Genomic DNA, 18269 nt, shown 5'->3' with positions numbered 1-18269 from the left:
TGAAGCCGGACGCGCCGAAAAGAGAGGATCGTAAGGAGATACCTCTCCTTGCAGGGGGGCCAGGGGCTTGCCCCGGAAAGGCGTTTCAGATTGAAAAACAGCAGCTGAGGAATGCTGCAGTTTGGAGTGACATCCAGTCACTCCAAACTGTGGGACAGCAGTGGCCTTTATGGCGGTTTTTTTATGCCTTTTCCAGGGCGCAACGCCTGTACCATAATCTCTTGGGTAATACCTTGTGCTGACAGTTTCTGTAATTGTTCTGACAGGGCTGGCACCAGCTGCTGATGACGCTTGTGTACGTAGTGGTATACATCAAACGCACCGAGATCTTCTTGCAGCAGGTAAAGCGGTTTGTCGCTGCTATGTTGCCAGCGGCTGATCATAAAATCAGGCGTCACGGCAAAATCAATACGACCGCTTTCCAGCATTTTCTGTAGTTGATCCAGCGTACGGGTCTGATCGGTATGGCGTAAAGGCAGTTTCAGGTGATCGTTAATCAGTGCACCCAGATAAGTACCGAGGCGATAGCGCGGCAGGTCTTTCAGCTCAGTATTTTTTAACGCCGGATTTATAGTGACGGCCACCATGCGCGCCTGCAGCAGCGGATAGGGTACTTTAACCAGATTCGGGTAGTCATCGCAGACGGCGGTGATGCGCCCCATTTCACCATCCAGCTGACCACTGTTGGCGATGCTCAACGAACGGGTTGCAGGATATTCCTCCACCTGCAAAGAATAACCCAGGGGAGCGTAAGCTTCCCGCAGTACCTCAAGCCCGGCAGCATTTAATGGAAAACCACTCATGCCACCGATGGTCAGAGAATGTTCGGCGTCGGTCTGTTCTGCCGTCGCGCACAGGCTGCTGATGCTCAGCAGCAATACGAGCCAGAGTTTCATTGGTATCCCCTTACCTGCGCAGGCCGCGTCAGTGTTTTTCTAATACAGCCACAAACATGGTATCGCTGTCACGCTCCGGCATTCCCAGCAAGCGCATGTCGCGGCAGCTGAATTGTGGATTGGCGGCGAGGAAGGCATTAACGATGTCTTCGTTTTCCGCTACGGCCCAGCTGCAGGTGGCGTACACCAGACGCCCTCCAGAGCGCACGGCTGCTGCAGCGAGACTGAGCAGACGTTGTTGCAGTTCGTTCAGCTCGGCGGTGTCGGCGGCTGAAAAGCGCCAGCGCGCATCAGGATTGCGGCGCCAGGTTCCGGCAGAGCTGCACGGGGCATCCACCAGTACCTTATCGAAGCCACCGTGGCGTTCGACTTCCTGCGGTAAACGCAGGGCTTCTTCACCATTCCAGACGAAGGTGCGTACGTTGCTCGCACCGGCGCGGCTGGCACGACGTTTCAGTTCATTCAGCTTGTACTGCTGCAGGTCGGTGGCAACCAGAGCACCTTTATTGTTCATCGCACCGGCCAGGGCCAGTGTCTTACCGCCGGCACCGGCACAGGCATCCCAGATTTTATCGCCGGGCTGAGGTTCCAGTGCCGCCGCAATCTGCTGGCTGGCAAGGTCCTGAATTTCCAGCTGGCCGGAACGGTACAGTTCGCTGCTTTCGATACCTTTGCCGCCACGGGCATTCAGGTAGCCACCTTCCAGCGAGGCATTAATGTCGGCATCCCGCAGTGATTGCAGCATCTGTTGCAGGGCGGCCTGCTCGTCGGGTTGCGACAGACGATTGCGCCGCAGCGGGTTCACCCGCAGCCACAGCGGTGGTTGCTGATTCTGCTGTTCGGCGAAGTTGAGCAGTTGCGCATCGGACCAATGGCTCAGGCGTGCACGCTGGCGCAGCAACTGTATCCAGCCCGGACGCAAACCGAGCCACAACATGCCCAGCGGTGACAGAGGCTGCTGTTGTGCTTTCTGTTCGAAGGCCTGCACGATACGACTGCGCTCGGTGTCGTCGCGCTGCTGACGAGCAAAGCCCCAGCGCTGGCTGGTACGGCGCTCAATCCAGCTCCAGCAGGTATTGGCCTGAAAACGGCTGAGGCGGAATTCCTGCCATTGTTCATCCCAGGCCTGCCAGTCGCTGTCTTCCCATGCCAGTGAGGCACGACCGGTGTGAATATCTTCCAGCGCACAGGCCAGCTGCTGATAGCGCACACCTTCCATTAAGGCGCGGGAAATCATCACCGGCGTCCACTGACCATTAAGTGGCAGGCTACGCAGGTGGCTGCGTAACCAGCGATCCAGCGGTGGGCGTGGATTCTGATGAGTCCACTGCTCCCACAGGGTCAGCAGTGGGCTTTTCGGCTGGGCAGGGCGTTTGCCGGTAGGACGACGTTTCTTCTGGCGCATGGGATTCAGTACTGTGGGCTTTGAACGGAGCGTGATTTAACGGCGATGACGACCCTGATCCCAGTTGAATTCCATTATCAGGGATGGTTAATCGGTTGATTCAGACTATTGCTGCTGGCGGAACTGAGAAGGTGAAACGCCGGACCAGGCCTTGAACGCCTTGGTGAAGTTGCTGGCATCGCTGAAGCCAAGTTGCTCGGCGATCACTTCCACTGCCAGCTGTTGCTGTAACAGAGAGCGGGCCAGGCTGTAGCGCACCTCGTCTTTCAGTTGACGGAAACTGCTGCCTTCTGCCTTCAGTTTGCGATTCAGAGTCGCTGCCGACATACACAGAGTCTGGGCAATGTCGTCGACGGTGGGAGCATCTGTTAACTGCTGCTGTAACAGCTGGCGCACCTTCTGGCTCAGGCTGCGCTGCTGGGCAAGGGAGGTGAGGGCGGTTTCCAGCTGTTGTTCTGCCAGACCTTCCAGCTGCGGATCAAAAAATGGCAGCGGATGAATCAGAGCGGATGCTGGCCAGCTGAGGCTGTTTTCGCTGGTGGCATTCACGACCTTGCAATGAGGCAGAATCGTTTGCTGCGACAGATCCTGGCTGATGCTGGTCATAATGCGGCTTTCCGCCTCCCGTCCGGGGGCTCCGACCAGTGTGCGGCAGATGGTTTCGATACTGGCGAGAAATGCCAGCGAGAGGAATTCTGCAGCGATCTTGCTCTCGAACCGGGGTTCAATATACAGATGTCGTTCGTGTTCACTGCTACCGCGCGTGGTGTTGAATATCTGCGCACGGGTTTCGACATAACGCATCACTTTTTCGGCGGCATCGGACATGGTGGCGCTGTATTGTGCGGCATATCCCAGAGCACCGTGTTTGGACAGCGTCATGCGCTTACCGTATTCCAGTGCTATGGTCATATCGTTACCGGTGAGATCGCAAAAGTGTTCAACGACGGCCAGAGCGGACTCGTGGCCAACCAGTACGCCGGGCTGAAATAACAACTCTTCGGGCAGGCCGGAGCCTTTCAGCAGTCCGGCCGACGACAGGCCGTGCTCAAATGCCAGCTCAGATAACAGGATCAGATAATCAGACGAAATCAGGTAGTCGCCGGTACCGAAGGTTTTCATATTTATCGTTATTTTTGCGTCCGGATGCAGATTGCACGAAATGCACCAGCATGTGCAAGCTTATCACCACAGGCCGTTGCAACGAGTATGTCATATTGGTGTGAGTTGACGGGAGTGGTATCCCGCCACTTTGACAGATCCTGACAGGGTGCCGCAGACCCTGCAGATAACGGAGTAAACCATGACTGATTACAACAATAATGCGCAGTCAATCGAAATTAAGCCACGTCGCATGGCATTCGATACCAGTGCACCGATGCGCAAGTACAGCTTTGACAATAATTCGCTGATCAGCACTTTCTTTTACGCTCTGTCGGCAATGTTTCCGGACGGCGAACGATTCTTTATTCATTCTGTACGTAACTATCAGAATGACATCGATGATCCGCAACTGCTGGCCCAGATTCGCGGCTTTATTGGTCAGGAAGCTCATCACGGCCATTCCCATGAAGGTCTGAATCAGGCGATTCAGGATATGGGTTTCCCGATGGATGAAGTGACCAATCATATGAAGGGTCGTATCGAAATGCTCAAGCGCGTTTTCGGTAAAGGTCGTCAGCTGGCGCTGACCGTCGCGATGGAACACTTCACGGCATCGCTGGCGGAGTTCCTGCTGGAAAATCCGGAAATTCTTGATGATGTCGATCCGACCATTCGCAAAATGCTGATCTGGCACGCGGTGGAAGAAATCGAACACAAAGCCGTCGCGTTTGATGTTTACCGCCTCAAGGTGAACAACGAATTTATGCGTAAGCGGGTGATGGTGATTGCCATGATCAGTCTGTTTACCCGTATCGCTTACTTCCAGTACCGCATGTTGCGCGAAGACCGCCATATGCCGAGCCTGAAAGAATGGTGGGGCGCGCTGAAGTTCTTCTGGGGTAAAAAAGGTATTCTGCGTGATAACCTGCGTGGTATGCGTATGTTCTTCCGTACCGGCTTCCATCCATGGGATATCGACCAGCACCACCTGATTGACGGCTGGCAGGAACGCTATCCGGATATCGCTGCGCTGCAGACCAACTGATAACGCGCAGTCAGTGTTAACTCAACGGCCCGTCAGGGCCGTTGTTGTTTCTGCTCAATCGTCCACTTTGACTGCCGGTGCGTACTGTGTGCCAGGCTTCCCGCCGCTTTTACGTTTTATGACATCCGCACTGGTTGTTTTCTGTGCCGATGGACCCATATATCTGCCTGTCGCACCGGTTTATCCGGTTCATGTACCCGAACGGGAGGCTCTTGTGCCTTTACTGCTGATATTTATTGTCGTCCCTGTGATTGAGCTGGCTGTGCTGATCAAAGTGGGGTCGCAGATTGGCGTACTGTGGACGCTGATTCTTATTTTTCTGACCGCCGTGGTCGGTGTGTCACTGCTGCGCGCACAGGGCATTGCGACCCTGATGCGGGCTAACCGTCGCCTGGAAGAAGGCACTATCCCGGCGCAGGAACTGGCCGAAGGTTTCCTGCTGGCTCTGGCCGGCGCCATGCTGATTACTCCGGGGTTTGTTACCGACGCCTTTGGTTTTTCACTGCTGGTCCCGGGTGTTCGTAAGGCGCTGGTGGGTTCGGTTCTGAAAGTGCTGAAAGTAAAGGCCTTCGGTCGCATGGGTGCGATGGGCGCTAGCATGGGCCAGCCGCGTGATGTTTATGGCCAGCCGGATCCACGTATTCATCGTGGTGCCAATGGTCATGACGTTATTGATGGCGAATACCGTCGCGAAGACTGAAAAAATCTTTCTGCGGGGTGTTGAAAAGTGTTCAGCGCACCCCCATTAGGCTGAATACAAGAATTTTGGGGACGCAGAGTGGTTCTGCCCCCGGTTAACAGCAACGATGCTAATTACTGGAGAAAACCAAATGAAAATCCGTCCTTTACACGATCGCGTCGTAGTTCGTCGCAAGGAAGAAGAGCAAACCACCGCTGGCGGTATCCTGCTGCCAGGCGCCGCGGCTGAGAAGCCGAATCAGGGCGAGGTGATTGCTGTCGGTACGGGTCGTATTTCCAACAATGGTGACGTTGTGCCTATGTCTGTGAGCGTGGGTGACACTGTTGTGTTCGGCAAATACTCCGGCTCTAACACCATCAAGGTCGACGGCGAAGAGCTGCTGATCCTGAATGAAAGCGAAATCTACGGCGTAATCGAAGCTTAATCTGTTCCGCTTCAACGTACATTTTCTGAATACATTAGGTTTAGGTTAAAGGAATCAATCATGGCTGCTAAAGAAGTTAAATTTGGCAACGACGCACGCGTAAAAATGCTGGAAGGCGTAAACATCCTGGCGAACGCGGTAAAAGTTACTCTGGGTCCTAAAGGCCGCAACGTGGTACTGGAGAAGTCTTTCGGCGCTCCGACTATCACTAAAGACGGTGTTTCTGTTGCCAAAGAAATCGAGCTGGAAGACAAGTTCGAGAACATGGGCGCACAGATGGTTAAAGAAGTAGCGTCCCAGGCAAACGACAAGGCTGGTGACGGCACCACCACGGCAACCGTTCTGGCACAGGCTATTGTGAACGAAGGCCTGAAGGCGGTTGCTGCGGGTATGAACCCAATGGACCTGAAGCGCGGTATCGACAAAGCGACCGCCGCAGTTGTTGAACAGCTGGCATCCCAGGCTAAGCCATGTAAAGAAAGCAAAGAAATCGCTCAGGTAGGTACTATCTCTGCGAACTCCGATGCTGAAGTCGGCAAAATGATTGCCGAAGCTATGGATAAAGTTGGTCTGGAAGGCGTTATCACCGTTGAAGAAGCGAAAGGCTTCGCCGACGAACTGGAAGTGGTTGAAGGTATGCAGTTCGACCGTGGTTACCTGTCTCCATACTTCGTGACCAACCAGGAAAAAATGACTGCTGAACTGGATAACCCACTGATTCTGCTGGTCGACAAGAAAATCGACAATCTGCAGGAGCTGATTCCGGTTCTGGAAGGTGTGGCTAAATCCGGCCGTCCACTGCTGATCGTTGCTGAAGACGTTGAAGGTCAGGCACTGGCGACTCTGGTTGTGAATAACCTGCGCGGTACTTTCAAAGTGGCGGCAGTTAAAGCACCGGGCTTCGGCGACCGTCGTAAAGCCATGCTGCAGGACATCGCTATTCTGACCGGTGGTCAGGTGATCAGCGAAGAAGTGGGCATGTCTCTGGAGACCACCACTCTGGAAACTCTGGGTACTGCCAGCAAAGTGGTTATCAGCAAAGAAAACACTGTGATCGTTGATGGTGCTGGCCAGCAGGCTCAGGTATCTGCCCGCGTTGAACAGATCCGTGCTGAAATCGCTGCGTCTACTTCTGACTACGACAAAGAAAAACTGCAGGAACGTGTGGCCAAACTGGCTGGCGGTGTTGCCGTAATCAAAGTTGGTGCGGGTTCTGAAGTAGAACTGAAAGAGAAGAAAGACCGCGTAGAAGACGCTCTGAACGCTACTCGCGCTGCGGTAGAAGAAGGCGTGGTTGCTGGTGGTGGTGTTGCTCTGGTACGTGCACTGACTAACGTGAACGTAGTCGGTGACAACGAAGATCAGAACGTCGGTATCGCTCTGGCACTGCGCGCGATGGAAGCACCTATCCGTCAGATTGCTGCTAACGCGGGCGCTGAAGGTTCTGTTGTTGTGGATAAAGTAAAAGCGGGCGAAGGTGCCTTCGGTTACAACGCAGCAACTGGCGAGTACGGCGACATGCTGGACATGGGTATTCTGGACCCGGCCAAAGTAACCCGTTCTTCCCTGCAGGCTGCTGCTTCCGTTGCTGGTCTGATGATCACCACCGAAGCGATGGTTGCAGAGATTCCTAAAGAAGCTGCTGGCATGCCGGATATGGGTGGCATGGGCGGTATGGGTGGCATGGGCGGCATGATGTAATCATCCCCCCGGCAATCTTTATGCTGAAAAAACCGGCCTTTGGGCCACTGCTGTCCCACAGTTTCGGGATCATATAACGAGCCTCATCTGAGGCTCGTTTTTGTTTGGGTCGGGCGGTGACGGATTAAGCACCTCCTGAAGCGTCTTTCGTTCAAACAGATTCATCTGCAACACCCTTAACATCCTTAGTACGGTCCAGCCTGAACGTGCGGCATATCGAGCGTACGCAACCAAGAGATAGACTGTCATCGCTATCCATATCTGGGTCATTACTGCATTTCGGGATCGCCCTAAAAACGTCTTGATAGACAGGCTCTGTTTGATGGCTTTAAAGAAGAGTTCAACCTGCCAGCGATCCTTTGTGCAGTTCCACCGGAGGCTGCCCGTCAACGGTCAGCCAGCAGCGACCGGCAGTGACGATGTGAAACATCATCTTGCCCGGCAATACCGGCATCGACAGTGACCGGTCACCGGCCAGTTGCGATTGGCAGTAGAGGCTGCCTTCCAGTCGCAGGTGATGCATTACGTCTCCTTGCATAGACCTGCTGCAGAGCAATCTGAGCCATGCCATTACTGATAAAGCGCAATGACGTATGCCCGGAGGCGTGAGAAGCCAGCAGGCGCTGATGACCATTCTGCAGCAGTGTTACTTTGAGGATCACGGCAGGTGGAATCTGCAGTTCTGTCAGCCAGAATTGTGGTAACCCGCTGTCTGGCACGGTCAGTAACTGCTCTGCACTATCAGCGATAACGATGCTGCCGCTGACAACTCCCTGCGGCATATCTGTGCTGCAGCCGGTGTTAAAGAGCACCAGCAGTAAATATCCCACCGTTATTTTTAACCAGTCCTGCACGCAACCTCCGCCACTATCTTTAAATGTAAATAATTCTCATTGGTATTGAAATTGAATGATAGTGTTGTCAGAATCAAATGACAATCATTATCAATTAAGACAATAGGGGAGAACTATGAGAATCGAGAAGTCGTTGCTGGGACTGGCCATGGCTACGGCGGTGGTAACGTCTGCGCAGGCAGAGTTGCAGGAGCTGGATAAGGTGGTCACCACCGCAACACTGACTGAGCAGGAGGCTGGAAGTGTGCCGGCCTTTACCAGCGTAATTACCGCTGACGATATTGCATCGACTTCTGTCAGTTCTCTCGCAGATTTGCTGCGCGAAAGCGTTGGGGTGAACAACTTCAGTAACGCATTGGGACGTGATGAATTACAGATTCGCGGTCTGGGCGGTGAATACACCCTGATTCTGGTGAACGGTAAGCGTGTATCTTCCGGTGCTGCTTTCGCTAAAGGCAGTGATGTGGATTACAACTCAATTCCTCTCAGCGCCATTGAGCGGGTGGAAATTATTCGTGGCCCGATGTCATCTATCTATGGGGCCGATGCTATCGGTGGCGTGCTGAATATCATTACGAAAAAGGCGCAGGATGAATTTCGTTCTTCGGTTTCGGCGGAATACCGTAATGTCACCAGCGGTGTTGATGGTGATCAGTATCGTTTGAGTGCGACGACGCAGGGGCAGCTATCGGAGCAACTGAGTGTGTCACTGGCTGCCGGGCAGAATTACCAGGATGCCTGGTTCGCCAATGAAAGTGATAAAGATGCTGATGAAGCTCCAAAGCGTGAACAGAAAAAATCACGCAATCTGTTTTCCAGTTTTGCCTATCAGCTGAATGAGCAGCAGAGCGTTGAGCTGGATATTGGCTATAACAACGATCAGCGCCCTCTGGGCACCTATTCTTCGGGTCCGCGTACGCGCGAACAGGAGCTGACTCGTCTGGATGTAACACTGACCCATAAGGGAACTTTTGACTGGGGATCTACCACTGCGTTTATCAAGCATGAAGATGCGGATGTAAAAGACTTTAATTCCAGCTATGACGCCCCGGAGACACACAAAACCAAAGAAAAAAACCTGTATGCCAAGGCTTATGCCGCAGCAACAGTGGGTATTAACTCTGTCGTTGCGGGCGTCGATTATCGTCATCAGAATATTGAAGATGTCACGACTTACATGCAGACCGGCAAGCTGACCATTGATGAAATGGCATTGTTTGCTCAGGACGATATCGCCGTTACCGATGATTTAAAACTGACACTGGGCGGTCGTTATGACAGCCATGAAATCTTTGGTGAAAACTTCTCTCCGAAGGCCTATGTGGTTTATCAGCTGGCCGATGGCATCACTCTGAAAGGCGGTGTCAGTGAAGCATTTAAAGCGCCGGATGGCAGCTACCTGAGTCCCGAGTATTCCGTTATCAGTTGTGGTGGCGGTTGCTATCTGTCGGGCAATCCGGATCTGAAAGCAGAAACCAGTGTTAACTACGAAGCCGGTATTGAGATCAGTCAGGCGTTATGGGACTTAAGCGTCGCCTGGTTCCATAACGATATCGACGACCTGATCGATCGCGAAATTACCTATGACGAGGTTAGTGGTTCAGCAACGGCGGCCGAATGGGTGAACGTAGCTGAAGCGACCACCAAAGGTCTCGAAGCTTCAGGCTCTGTTGATGTGGCTTCTGCGCTGCGCTTGTCAGCCAATTACACGCGTTTAATTACCGAGGCTGACGATGGCTCTGGCAATAAATCAGAACTGACCGGGCGCCCGCAACACCAGGCCAATATGTCCGCTCTGTGGCAGGCCAGTGAAGCGCTGGCAGCAACTTTGTCGGTGAACTACACCGCCGGTATGTACGCTGAAGCCTGGGTTAATAATGGTGGCTGGACGTTACTGCAGGGACGCATGCCAAGCTATTTCCGCACAGATGCCGGTTTGTCGGCACAGGTAACGCCGGCACTAACGGTACGCGGTGGCGTTAAGAATCTGGGCAATGTCCGCCCGGATGAAATGAGCGCGCTGTTTACCACCTATGAGCTTGGTCGCAGTTACTACCTGAGCGGTACCTACAACTTCTGATCAATCCTGTTAACGAGTTCGGGGTCGTTCTGGCCCCGTCATTATGTTCAGCGGAGGGCAGGACGATGATGATGCTATTTCTGTTTATGACTATTGGCGGCTGTGTATTGCTGTATCTCAGTCATCGTAATCAGCAGTGGTTACAGCAACGCCTGGCGGTATTGCCGTTGCGCCTGGTCGGAGTGACTCTGGTGTTGGCCGGAGCCTTTGCCGCGGTAAGTTATCTGCCTGTCAATGCGGCGATGTTTGCCTGGCTGGTTTTAATGATGCTGGTTATTGGCCTGCTGCCTTTTGCTTCGTTGCTGCGCGCTGAACCGATAGAGCGTAAACGTGGGTTGTAAGATGAGTACAACAGATTCTGTTAAAAAGCTGCAGCCCCACTGGTGGCGCAAGACACTGGCTGGTGGTGCAGGAGGTTTTGCTCTGGCGCTGCTAATCGTTGGTTTATTTGCCTGGTATGGCCCCGGTGGTATTCGTGCTGCAGACAAAGTGCAATTTAATATGTGGATGATTACGCCGCTGTGGATGCTGATTTTTTCCCTGACCTATCTGTTTCGCACCGGCTGGCGGGCGTTGTTATTTATGCTGGTGGTGAACACTGTTGGCTGGAGTGTGTTTCTGATGTTACGTGGTGACTTGCCGGCATGAAAATCTCCAGCGATATTTTACGTGTATATAAATCCCTGCATACCTGGGTTGGCATTACCTCGGGTCTGCTGTTGTTTATCGGCTTTTACGCCGGTGCCTTAACGATGTTTAAGCAGCCGCTTGATCGCTGGGCAGCGGCTCCGCTAGTACAGCTGAGTGCTGCAGACAGCCAGCAACTGGATAGCTTAATCAACGAGGTTTTACAGCAGCATCCATCCGCCCGGCAGGACATTACTGTTTACCTGAAACAGGATGAAAGCATCAGTGCGCCGTTACGCTGGGAAGTGCATGATAAGCAGGATGAGCATGGCCATGGTATTGATCTGGATGCGCAGGCCTGGCACGCGGGGTTTAACGCGCTTGGGGAGCCTGTCAGTGAACCTGTTAAGCAATCCTTGCTGGGCGATCTGATCGACCAGTTACACCGTACAGCAGGTATTCCCGGACATGTGGGCGATGAGCAGCTGGGTATTCTGATTCTGGGCGTTGCTGGTCTGCTGTATGCGCTGGCATTGATTTCCGGCCTCATAATTTTATTGCCAACGCTGGTGAAGGATTTTTTCCTGCTGCGCGCGGGAAAAAATAAAAAGCGTTTCTGGCTGGATGCTCACAATGTGATTGGCATTACCAGCCTGCCATTTCATTTAATTATTGCTTTTACCGTTGTGGTATTTGCTTTTCACGATGTGTTTTACGGCACGCTGGCAAAGACGGTTTACGCTGAGGTTCCCATGTTTGGCAGCCGTGGCGGAGCGCCGGCCGTTCAGTATGATCTTACTGAGCTGGCACCTGTGGCGGACGTTATTCACCAGGTAAAACAGGCTGCACCGGCATTTGAGGTAACTCAGTTACGCTACATGGGCTTGGAAGGACCACGGCCGCTGATTCGCGCCAGTATTTATAATCCCGACTATCTGGTGCATGGCCCGGTGACGGCTTACACGGGTGTTCACCCTTATACAGGTGAAGTCGTCATGAAAAATATGATTCCGGGAGAGGGCAGTGACTGGAGTGGCATTGTTATGCATTTCTTCGCTTTGCACTTCGGTAGTTTCGGTGGTGATCCGGTACGCTGGATGTATTTTCTGCTGGGCTTAAGCGGCGCTTTCCTGTTTTATTCCGGCAACCTGTTGTGGGTGGAAAGCCGACGTAAAAAGCAGAAACGTGATCAGCCGTTACCGCAACAGACGCGGTCGGTGCGCTGGATGGCGGCAGCAACCGTTGGTGTGTGTCTGGGATGCATTGCCGCTGTCTCTGCGGCTATCGCAGGGGCCAAGCTGGGTCATTGGTTGTCAGCTGCAGATATCAACGGTTTTTATCTGCAGGTTTATTACGGTATTTTCTTTGGCGCTGTGGTGTGGGCTTTCTGGCGCGGGGCTGCACGGGCGGCTGTGCATTTGCTGCGTTTGTGTGCGCTGACAACTCTGCTGATTCCGCTGTCGACCCTGGCGGGATGGCTGTGGCCGCCATCGGCTATCTGGGCGCATATGAGTGTGCCGACGCTGATGGTTGATGTCACGGCGCTGGTCGCAGGAGCTGTATTCTGGTGGGCCGCAGAACGGGCAAAGCGGAGAATGGTGACGGCGACCCGGGACAGTATCTGGTCGTTACAGACAGCCTGATATATGCGCGGATTAAAGGCCTGGCTGTTACACAGGCCTTTAATAATCACTCAGCTGAGCGCAGTGTCATCCGGAGGCAGCAAGTCCTGCAGCTGCTCGATACCTTCCACCACATCATCCGGCTGTTTGAAGTATGCGATGTGATACATGGCTTCGCCTTCCTGCACCAGCGGGATGTTCTGTTTACCGATGATGATGCCTTCATAGCGACTGTTAACGATATCCAGCAGATCGCCATAAGGGTCGCGGATAGTGGCCAGACGCTCGCCTTCCTGCACATGGTCGCCCAGTTCTTTGTGGAACTGTACGAAGCCACTGTCGGTAGCACGAATCCAGCTGCTGGTACGCGCGGTAACCGGCTCAATGGCTTGCTTGCGGCTGCGACTCTTGCTTAGCAAGCCCAGATGGCGCATGACGTTAATGGTGCCGCGTACGCCAGCACGGATACTGAGTTCGTCGTAACGCAGTGCTTCACCGGCTTCGTACAGCAGCATGGTCACGCCGAGATCATCGGCACACTGACGCAGTGAGCCATCGCGCAGGTTGGAGTTCAGCAGCACGGGCACACCAAAAGCATGAGCCATGGCGTTGGTTTCTTCATCATCCAGGTTGGCGCGAATCTGCGGCAGGTTAGAGCGGTGAATAGCGCCGGTATGGAAGTCGATACCGTAGTCACACTTGGATACGATCTCTTCCAGAAACAGATTGGCCATGCGGGCCGCCAGGGAACCTTTCTTACTGCCCGGAAAGGAACGGTTCAGGTCACGACGGTCGGGCAGATAACGGCTGTGGTTTATTACACCGTAGACGTTAACTACCGGCACAGCAATCAGGGTTCCGCGCAGGGTGTTCAGGGCTTTGGAGTGAATCAGCCGCTGGATAATCTCAATACCATTCAGCTCGTCACCATGAATGGCCGCACTGACCAGCATAACCGGACCGGAACGTTTGCCACGCTTCACATACACTGGCATGGAAATGGCCGCATCGGTGTAAAGACGGCCTACAGGGAGTTCAATTTTCTGGGTTTCGCCGGGTAGAATATCCACCCCGGCGATGGTCAGCGTTTTTTGCGGCATGATATTAAGGCTTAGCCTTTTCCTTTGGTACGGGTGCTGGTGCGAGTGGTTTTTTCCAGGAACTGGAACACCATGCTGGCTACGTCTTTGCCGGTAGCGGTTTCAATACCTTCAAGACCCGGAGAAGAGTTAACTTCCATCACCACAGGACCGTTGTTTGAACGGAGAATATCAACGCCACACATGTTCAGGCCCATGGCCTTGGCGGCATCAACGGCGGTTTTGCGCTCAGCGGCAGACAGACGAACAATCTCGGCGGTACCGCCACGGTGCAGATTAGAGCGGAATTCGCCTTCGGCAGCCTGACGTTTCATGGCGGCAATCACTTTGCCACCCACCACCAGACAGCGAATATCAGCACCACCTGCCTCTTTAATGAATTCCTGCACGAGAATGTTGGCATTCAGACCCATAAAGGCCTCGATGATGCTTTCCGCCGCTTTCTGGGTTTCACCCAGTACCACGCCAATACCCTGGGTACCTTCCAGCAGCTTAATTACCACCGGTGCACCGCCAACGTTTTTGATCAGGTCGCGTACGTTATCCGGCTGATGCGCGAAACCAGTACGCGGCAGGCCGATGCCTTTGCGCGACAACAGCTGCAGAGAACGCAGCTTGTCACGTGAGCGGCTGATGGCAACAGACTCGTTAATGGAGAAGGTGTTCATCATTTCGAACTGGCGCACCACGGCTGTACCGTAGAAGGTGATGGAGGCACCGATACGTGGAATGATGGCATCGTACTGTGGCAGAGCCTCACCTTTGTAACGCACGGTCGGATTATTACTGGTGATGTCCATGTAGCAGTGGAGGGTGTCGATGATATCCACTTCGTGGCCACGGGCCTCACCTGCTTCCTTCAGTCGGCGGGTCGAGTACAGGTTGGCGTTACGGGACAGAATAGCGATGCGCATGGCGGTAAATCCGGTCAAAAGGTGCAAAGAGCATAGTCTGCACCGGGGAATATCAAAAGTCAGTATGCTGGCGAAAATATTGGCGCGAAAACCGGCTGAAGGCTATCTGACAGATCGGGTAGCAGATGGCCAGTATGGCGGTTCTTACCGACAGGCGCATCGGGTACAATGGCGGTTTTTGGTCAGGATTGCGGGACATGACGCAGGGCTTTGTTCACCTGAGACTCCATTCAGAGTATTCCCTCTACGACAGTACCATTCGGGTAAAGAAACTGATTGCCCGGGCGGCGGAACTGGAAATGCCTGCACTGGCACTGACCGACCAGGGCAACATGTATGCGCTGGTTAAGTTCTACAAGGGCTGTCTGGATAACGGCATCAAGCCCATTCTGGGGGCCGATCTGTGGCTGGAAAACCCGGAAGATCTGACGGCTCCGTTTCGTGTCAGCGCTCTGTGTCAGACACCTGAGGGCTATCTGGGCCTGCGTGAGCTTATCTCCAAAGCCTATAGTAAGAACCAGCACTATGACCGTGCACTGGTTAAAAAAGAGTGGCTGTTCGAGCAGCATGAAGGGCTGATTATTCTTTCTGGTGGACGTGACGGTGATATTGGTCAGCGCATCGTGAAAGGTAAGGTCGATGCAGCTGAAGTCCTGCTGCAGGAATACCAGTCGGTGTTCGGCGACCGCTTCTATTTTGAGCTGCAACGTACCGGACGCCCGGGTGAAGAGTCGGTGGTGAAGGCCGGGCTGGCGATGGCCGCTCGCTATCAGGTACCGCTGGTGGCCACCAATGATGTCCGCTTCCTTAAAGCTGATGATTTTGAAGCCCATGAAACCCGGGTTTCTATCGGTCAGGGTTATGCGCTGGAAGATAAACGGCGCCCGCGCGAATATTCTGAGCAGCAGTACTTCCGTACCGCGGAAGAAATGATCGAGCTGTTTAAGGATATTCCATCGGCCATTGAAAACACTGTAGAAATCGCTAAACGCTGCTCGGTTGACGTGCTGCTGGGTAAGTACTTCCTGCCCGATTATCCGATTCCGGAAGGTATGGATGAAGATGATTTCTTTCGCAAGATTTCCGAAGTCGGCCTGAATGAGCGTCTGGACGTTATTCTCGATGGCATTCCTAAGGATTCCGCGGAATACGCCGAAAAGCGTAAGCCCTACGATGAGCGCCTGAAGTTCGAGCTGGATATCATCATTCAGATGGGGTTCCCCGGTTACTTCCTGATCGTAATGGACTTTATTCAGTGGGCCAAAGACCACGATATTCCGGTTGGCCCTGGACGGGGTTCCGGTGCCGGCTCGCTGGTGGCCTACGCACAGAAAATTACCGACCTTGATCCACTCGAATACGACCTGCTGTTCGAACGATTCCTGAACCCGGAACGGGTATCCATGCCCGACTTCGATATCGACTTCTGTATGGAAGACCGTGAGAAGGTGATTCAGTACGTTGCCGATAACTACGGCCGTGAAGCGGTATCTCAGATCGTGACCTTCGGTACCATGGCGGCCAAAGCGGTGGTGCGCGACGTAGCGCGTGCTCAGGGTAAGTCGTTTGGTCTGGCAGATAAGCTGTCCAAACTGATTCCGGGTGATCCTGGCATGACGCTGGAAAAAGCGTTAGAGATGGAACCGCTGCTGAAAGAATTCCTCAACGAAGACGAAGAAGCCCAGGAAATCTGGGAAATGGCGTTGCGCCTTGAGGGTATCGCCCGTCAGACCGGTAAGCACGCCGGTGGTGTGGTTATCGCCCCTACCAAACTGACCGACTTCTCGGCTACGGCCTGTGAACCGGATGGCACCGGTCTGGTAACTCAGTTTGATAAAAACGATGTGGAAGAAGCCGGCCTGGTTAAGTTCGACTTCCTCGGTCTGCGGACCCTGACCATCATCGACTGGGCGCTGGAAACCATTAACCGCAAGCAAGCGGAAAAAGGCCTGCCGGATGTCGATATTGCGGCCATTCCGCTCGACGACCCCGATTCCTACACCTTATTAAAAGCCGCTAAAACCACCGCCGTATTCCAGCTGGAATCGCGTGGTATGAAAGATCTTATCCGCCGCCTGCAGCCGGATAACATCGAAGACATGATCGCACTGGTGGCACTGTTCCGCCCGGGTCCGCTGGAATCGGGCATGGTGGACGACTTTATTAACCGTAAGCACGGTCGTGCTGAGGTGGCTTACCCGCATCCGGACTTCCAGCATGAAAGCCTGCAAGAAATTCTGGAACCGACCTACGGCGTTATCGTTTATCAGGAACAGGTAATGCAGATCGCGCAGACGCTGGCAGGCTACACCCTGGGTGGTGCGGACATGCTGCGTCGGGCGATGGGTAAGAAAAAGCCGGAAGAAATGGCCAAGCAGCGCGATACCTTCCGCGATGGTGCGGTATCGGTGGGCGTTGATCCTGACCTGGCGATGAAAATCTTCGACCTGGTAGAGAAATTCGCCGGTTACGGTTTTAACAAATCTCACTCTGCGGCCTACGCCGTGGTGTCCTACCAGACGCTGTGGCTGAAGCAGCATTACCCGGCGCCGTTTATGGCGGCGGTACTCACCTCGGATATGCAGAACACCGATAAGGTCGTGACCTTTATCGAAGAATGCCGCGAGATGGGGCTGGAGCTGGTGCTGCCGGATGTGAACCAGAGTCAGTTCGGCTTTACCGTGAATGATGACGACGCCATTGTTTATGGTCTGGGGGCGGTGAAAGGCGTAGGTGAAGGCCCGATTGACGCCATTATTGCTGCTCGTGCAGAAGGTCCGTTCCGCGACCTGTTTGATTTCTGTCAGCGCGTTGATGGCAAGAAAATTAACAAGCGTGTGCTGGAAGCGCTGGTGCGCTGTGGCGCTTTCGATCGTCTGGAGGTTTCAGCGCCACGTTCGGTGCTGATGGCCAGTATCGAAGATGCCATTAAGAGTGCAGGGCAAAGTGCAGCCAACGAAGCGGCGGGCATGATGGATCTGTTCGGTGAAGTGCAGGCGGAAGAAGCCGAAACCGCTGACCCGTACGAGCGCTACCGTAATCTGCGTGACTGGCCACTCAAAGAACGTTTACAGGGCGAGAAAGACACCCTCGGCCTGTTTGTTACCGGCCACCCGTTTGATGAATATGAGCAGGAAGTGCGCAAGCTGGTGCCAACCAAGTTGTCGCAACTGCAGGAAGCTAAGGCACCGCAGAAGCTGTCCGGTCTGGTGGTGGATATGCGCGTGATGAAAAACAAACGCGGCGACAATATGTGTTTCGTCACCCTGGATGATCGTACCGGTCGTGTGGAAGTGGCGCTGTTCTCGGACATTTACGATCAGGTGCGCGAAGTCGTTGCCAAAGACAAAGTGCTGGTCGTCGAAGCTCAGGTTTCTCACGACGATTACTCCGGCGGCTTAAAAGCCACCGGACGTAATGCCATGGAAATCAGCCAGGCGCGACTGACCTACGCCAAAGCACTGCGCATCACGGTAGACGGTGATCGTCCGGAGGATGAGTTCTGTAATACGCTCAAAGCCAGACTGGATCGTATGGAAAACGGTTGTCCCGTGGTACTGGATTTCTACAATAGTGTCGCCCGTTGTGATATTCAGCTGGGTGACAGTTGGCGTATCAACCCCTCGGATGAGCTTTTGCAGGAACTCAGATACACCTATGGCGATAATGCCGTTGAGCTGATTTTCAGCTGATAAAAGACCCACCTTCTGGTGCACTGCTGTCCCACAGTTTCGGGATCATATAACGAGCCTCATCTGAGGCTCGTTTTTGTTTGGGTCGGGCGGTGACGGATTAAG

At 53.8% G+C, this 18269-nt stretch carries 16 protein-coding genes and 1 pseudogene; 9 read left to right on the top strand and 8 right to left on the bottom strand.

Annotated elements, in window-relative coordinates:
• Positions 1 to 167: 167 nt before the first annotated feature.
• The 3 genes from I9W95_RS17035 to I9W95_RS17025 all read right to left on the bottom strand — a co-directional run bounded on the left by I9W95_RS17035 (position 168) and on the right by I9W95_RS17025 (position 3423).
• Positions 168 to 896, bottom strand: a complete 729-nt coding sequence (locus tag I9W95_RS17035; protein WP_225677081.1) for a substrate-binding periplasmic protein — start codon at positions 894 to 896, stop codon at positions 168 to 170.
• A gap of 28 nt (positions 897 to 924) precedes the next feature.
• Positions 925 to 2301, bottom strand: a complete 1377-nt coding sequence (locus tag I9W95_RS17030) for an RsmB/NOP family class I SAM-dependent RNA methyltransferase (RefSeq protein WP_225677079.1) — start codon at positions 2299 to 2301, stop codon at positions 925 to 927.
• A 105-nt stretch (positions 2302 to 2406) separates the two neighbouring features.
• The gene (locus I9W95_RS17025; protein WP_225677077.1) at positions 2407 to 3423 is read right to left on the bottom strand and encodes an AraC family transcriptional regulator; all 1017 of its coding nucleotides are present in this window, start codon (positions 3421 to 3423) and stop codon (positions 2407 to 2409) included.
• Between the two features lie 181 nt (positions 3424 to 3604).
• Between I9W95_RS17025 and I9W95_RS17020 the strand changes: the two genes are divergently transcribed.
• The 4 genes from I9W95_RS17020 (at position 3605) to groL (ending at position 7275) form a co-directional block, all read left to right on the top strand.
• Positions 3605 to 4450 (top strand): metal-dependent hydrolase, encoded by an 846-nt coding sequence (locus I9W95_RS17020; protein WP_225677075.1) that lies wholly within the window; start codon positions 3605 to 3607, stop codon positions 4448 to 4450.
• A gap of 214 nt (positions 4451 to 4664) precedes the next feature.
• On the top strand, positions 4665 to 5150 hold the full coding sequence (locus I9W95_RS17015; RefSeq protein WP_225677073.1) for an FxsA family protein: 486 nt from the start codon (positions 4665 to 4667) through the stop codon (positions 5148 to 5150).
• 130 nt (positions 5151 to 5280) lie between these two features.
• Entirely contained in the window at positions 5281 to 5574 is a 294-nt protein-coding gene (locus tag I9W95_RS17010) for a co-chaperone GroES (protein ID WP_225677071.1), read from the top strand.
• Between the two features lie 60 nt (positions 5575 to 5634).
• Entirely contained in the window at positions 5635 to 7275 is a 1641-nt protein-coding gene (gene groL, locus I9W95_RS17005) for a chaperonin GroEL (protein WP_225677069.1), read from the top strand.
• Positions 7276 to 7344: 69 nt separating this feature from the next.
• On the opposite strand, the pseudogene I9W95_RS17000 reads toward groL, so the two are convergent.
• The 3 genes and pseudogenes from I9W95_RS17000 to I9W95_RS16990 form a co-directional block, all read right to left on the bottom strand.
• Positions 7345 to 7635 (bottom strand): annotated as a pseudogene (locus tag I9W95_RS17000) (transposase); the annotation flags it as partial.
• Entirely contained in the window at positions 7616 to 7798 is a 183-nt protein-coding gene (locus I9W95_RS16995) for a cupin domain-containing protein (RefSeq protein ID WP_225677067.1), read from the bottom strand. The gene I9W95_RS16995 and the pseudogene I9W95_RS17000, both read right to left, overlap by 20 nt.
• Positions 7743 to 8129 (bottom strand): hypothetical protein, encoded by a 387-nt coding sequence (locus tag I9W95_RS16990; RefSeq protein ID WP_225677065.1) that lies wholly within the window; start codon positions 8127 to 8129, stop codon positions 7743 to 7745. The genes I9W95_RS16995 and I9W95_RS16990 overlap by 56 nt, the downstream gene beginning before the upstream one ends.
• Positions 8130 to 8244: 115 nt before the next feature.
• On the opposite strand from I9W95_RS16990, the gene I9W95_RS16985 reads away from it, so the two are divergent.
• The 4 genes from I9W95_RS16985 (at position 8245) to I9W95_RS16970 (ending at position 12479) form a co-directional block, all read left to right on the top strand.
• Complete coding sequence (locus I9W95_RS16985) at positions 8245 to 10209, top strand: TonB-dependent receptor plug domain-containing protein (protein WP_225677064.1); 1965 nt, start codon at positions 8245 to 8247, stop codon at positions 10207 to 10209.
• 65 nt (positions 10210 to 10274) lie between these two features.
• Positions 10275 to 10550 carry a hypothetical protein gene (locus tag I9W95_RS16980; protein WP_225677062.1) on the top strand — a complete coding sequence of 92 codons (276 nt, stop codon included), beginning with the start codon at positions 10275 to 10277 and terminating at the stop codon, positions 10548 to 10550.
• 1 nt (position 10551) lies between these two features.
• Positions 10552 to 10857 (top strand): hypothetical protein, encoded by a 306-nt coding sequence (locus I9W95_RS16975; RefSeq protein WP_225677060.1) that lies wholly within the window; start codon positions 10552 to 10554, stop codon positions 10855 to 10857.
• Positions 10854 to 12479 (top strand): PepSY-associated TM helix domain-containing protein, encoded by a 1626-nt coding sequence (locus I9W95_RS16970; RefSeq protein WP_225677058.1) that lies wholly within the window; start codon positions 10854 to 10856, stop codon positions 12477 to 12479. Before I9W95_RS16975 ends, I9W95_RS16970 begins: the two co-directional genes overlap by 4 nt.
• Before the next feature lie 50 nt (positions 12480 to 12529).
• Here the strand turns inward: I9W95_RS16970 and I9W95_RS16965 are convergent, their stop codons facing one another.
• Both I9W95_RS16965 and rimK read right to left on the bottom strand, forming a co-directional pair.
• On the bottom strand, positions 12530 to 13558 hold the full coding sequence (locus I9W95_RS16965; protein WP_225677056.1) for a succinylglutamate desuccinylase/aspartoacylase family protein: 1029 nt from the start codon (positions 13556 to 13558) through the stop codon (positions 12530 to 12532).
• An 11-nt stretch (positions 13559 to 13569) separates the two neighbouring features.
• Entirely contained in the window at positions 13570 to 14472 is a 903-nt protein-coding gene (rimK, locus tag I9W95_RS16960) for a 30S ribosomal protein S6--L-glutamate ligase (RefSeq protein WP_225677054.1), read from the bottom strand.
• A gap of 197 nt (positions 14473 to 14669) precedes the next feature.
• Between rimK and dnaE the strand changes: the two genes are divergently transcribed.
• Positions 14670 to 18164 carry a DNA polymerase III subunit alpha gene (dnaE, locus tag I9W95_RS16955; RefSeq protein WP_225677052.1) on the top strand — a complete coding sequence of 1165 codons (3495 nt, stop codon included), beginning with the start codon at positions 14670 to 14672 and terminating at the stop codon, positions 18162 to 18164.
• Positions 18165 to 18269 lie beyond the last annotated feature (105 nt).

The sequence above is a fragment of the Thalassolituus marinus genome (assembly GCF_020320395.1).
Classification (GTDB): domain Bacteria; phylum Pseudomonadota; class Gammaproteobacteria; order Pseudomonadales; family Oceanobacteraceae; genus Venatoribacter; species Venatoribacter marinus.
Note: the sequence above shows the minus strand (reverse complement) of the source record. Positions and strands in the feature narration are given on the sequence as shown.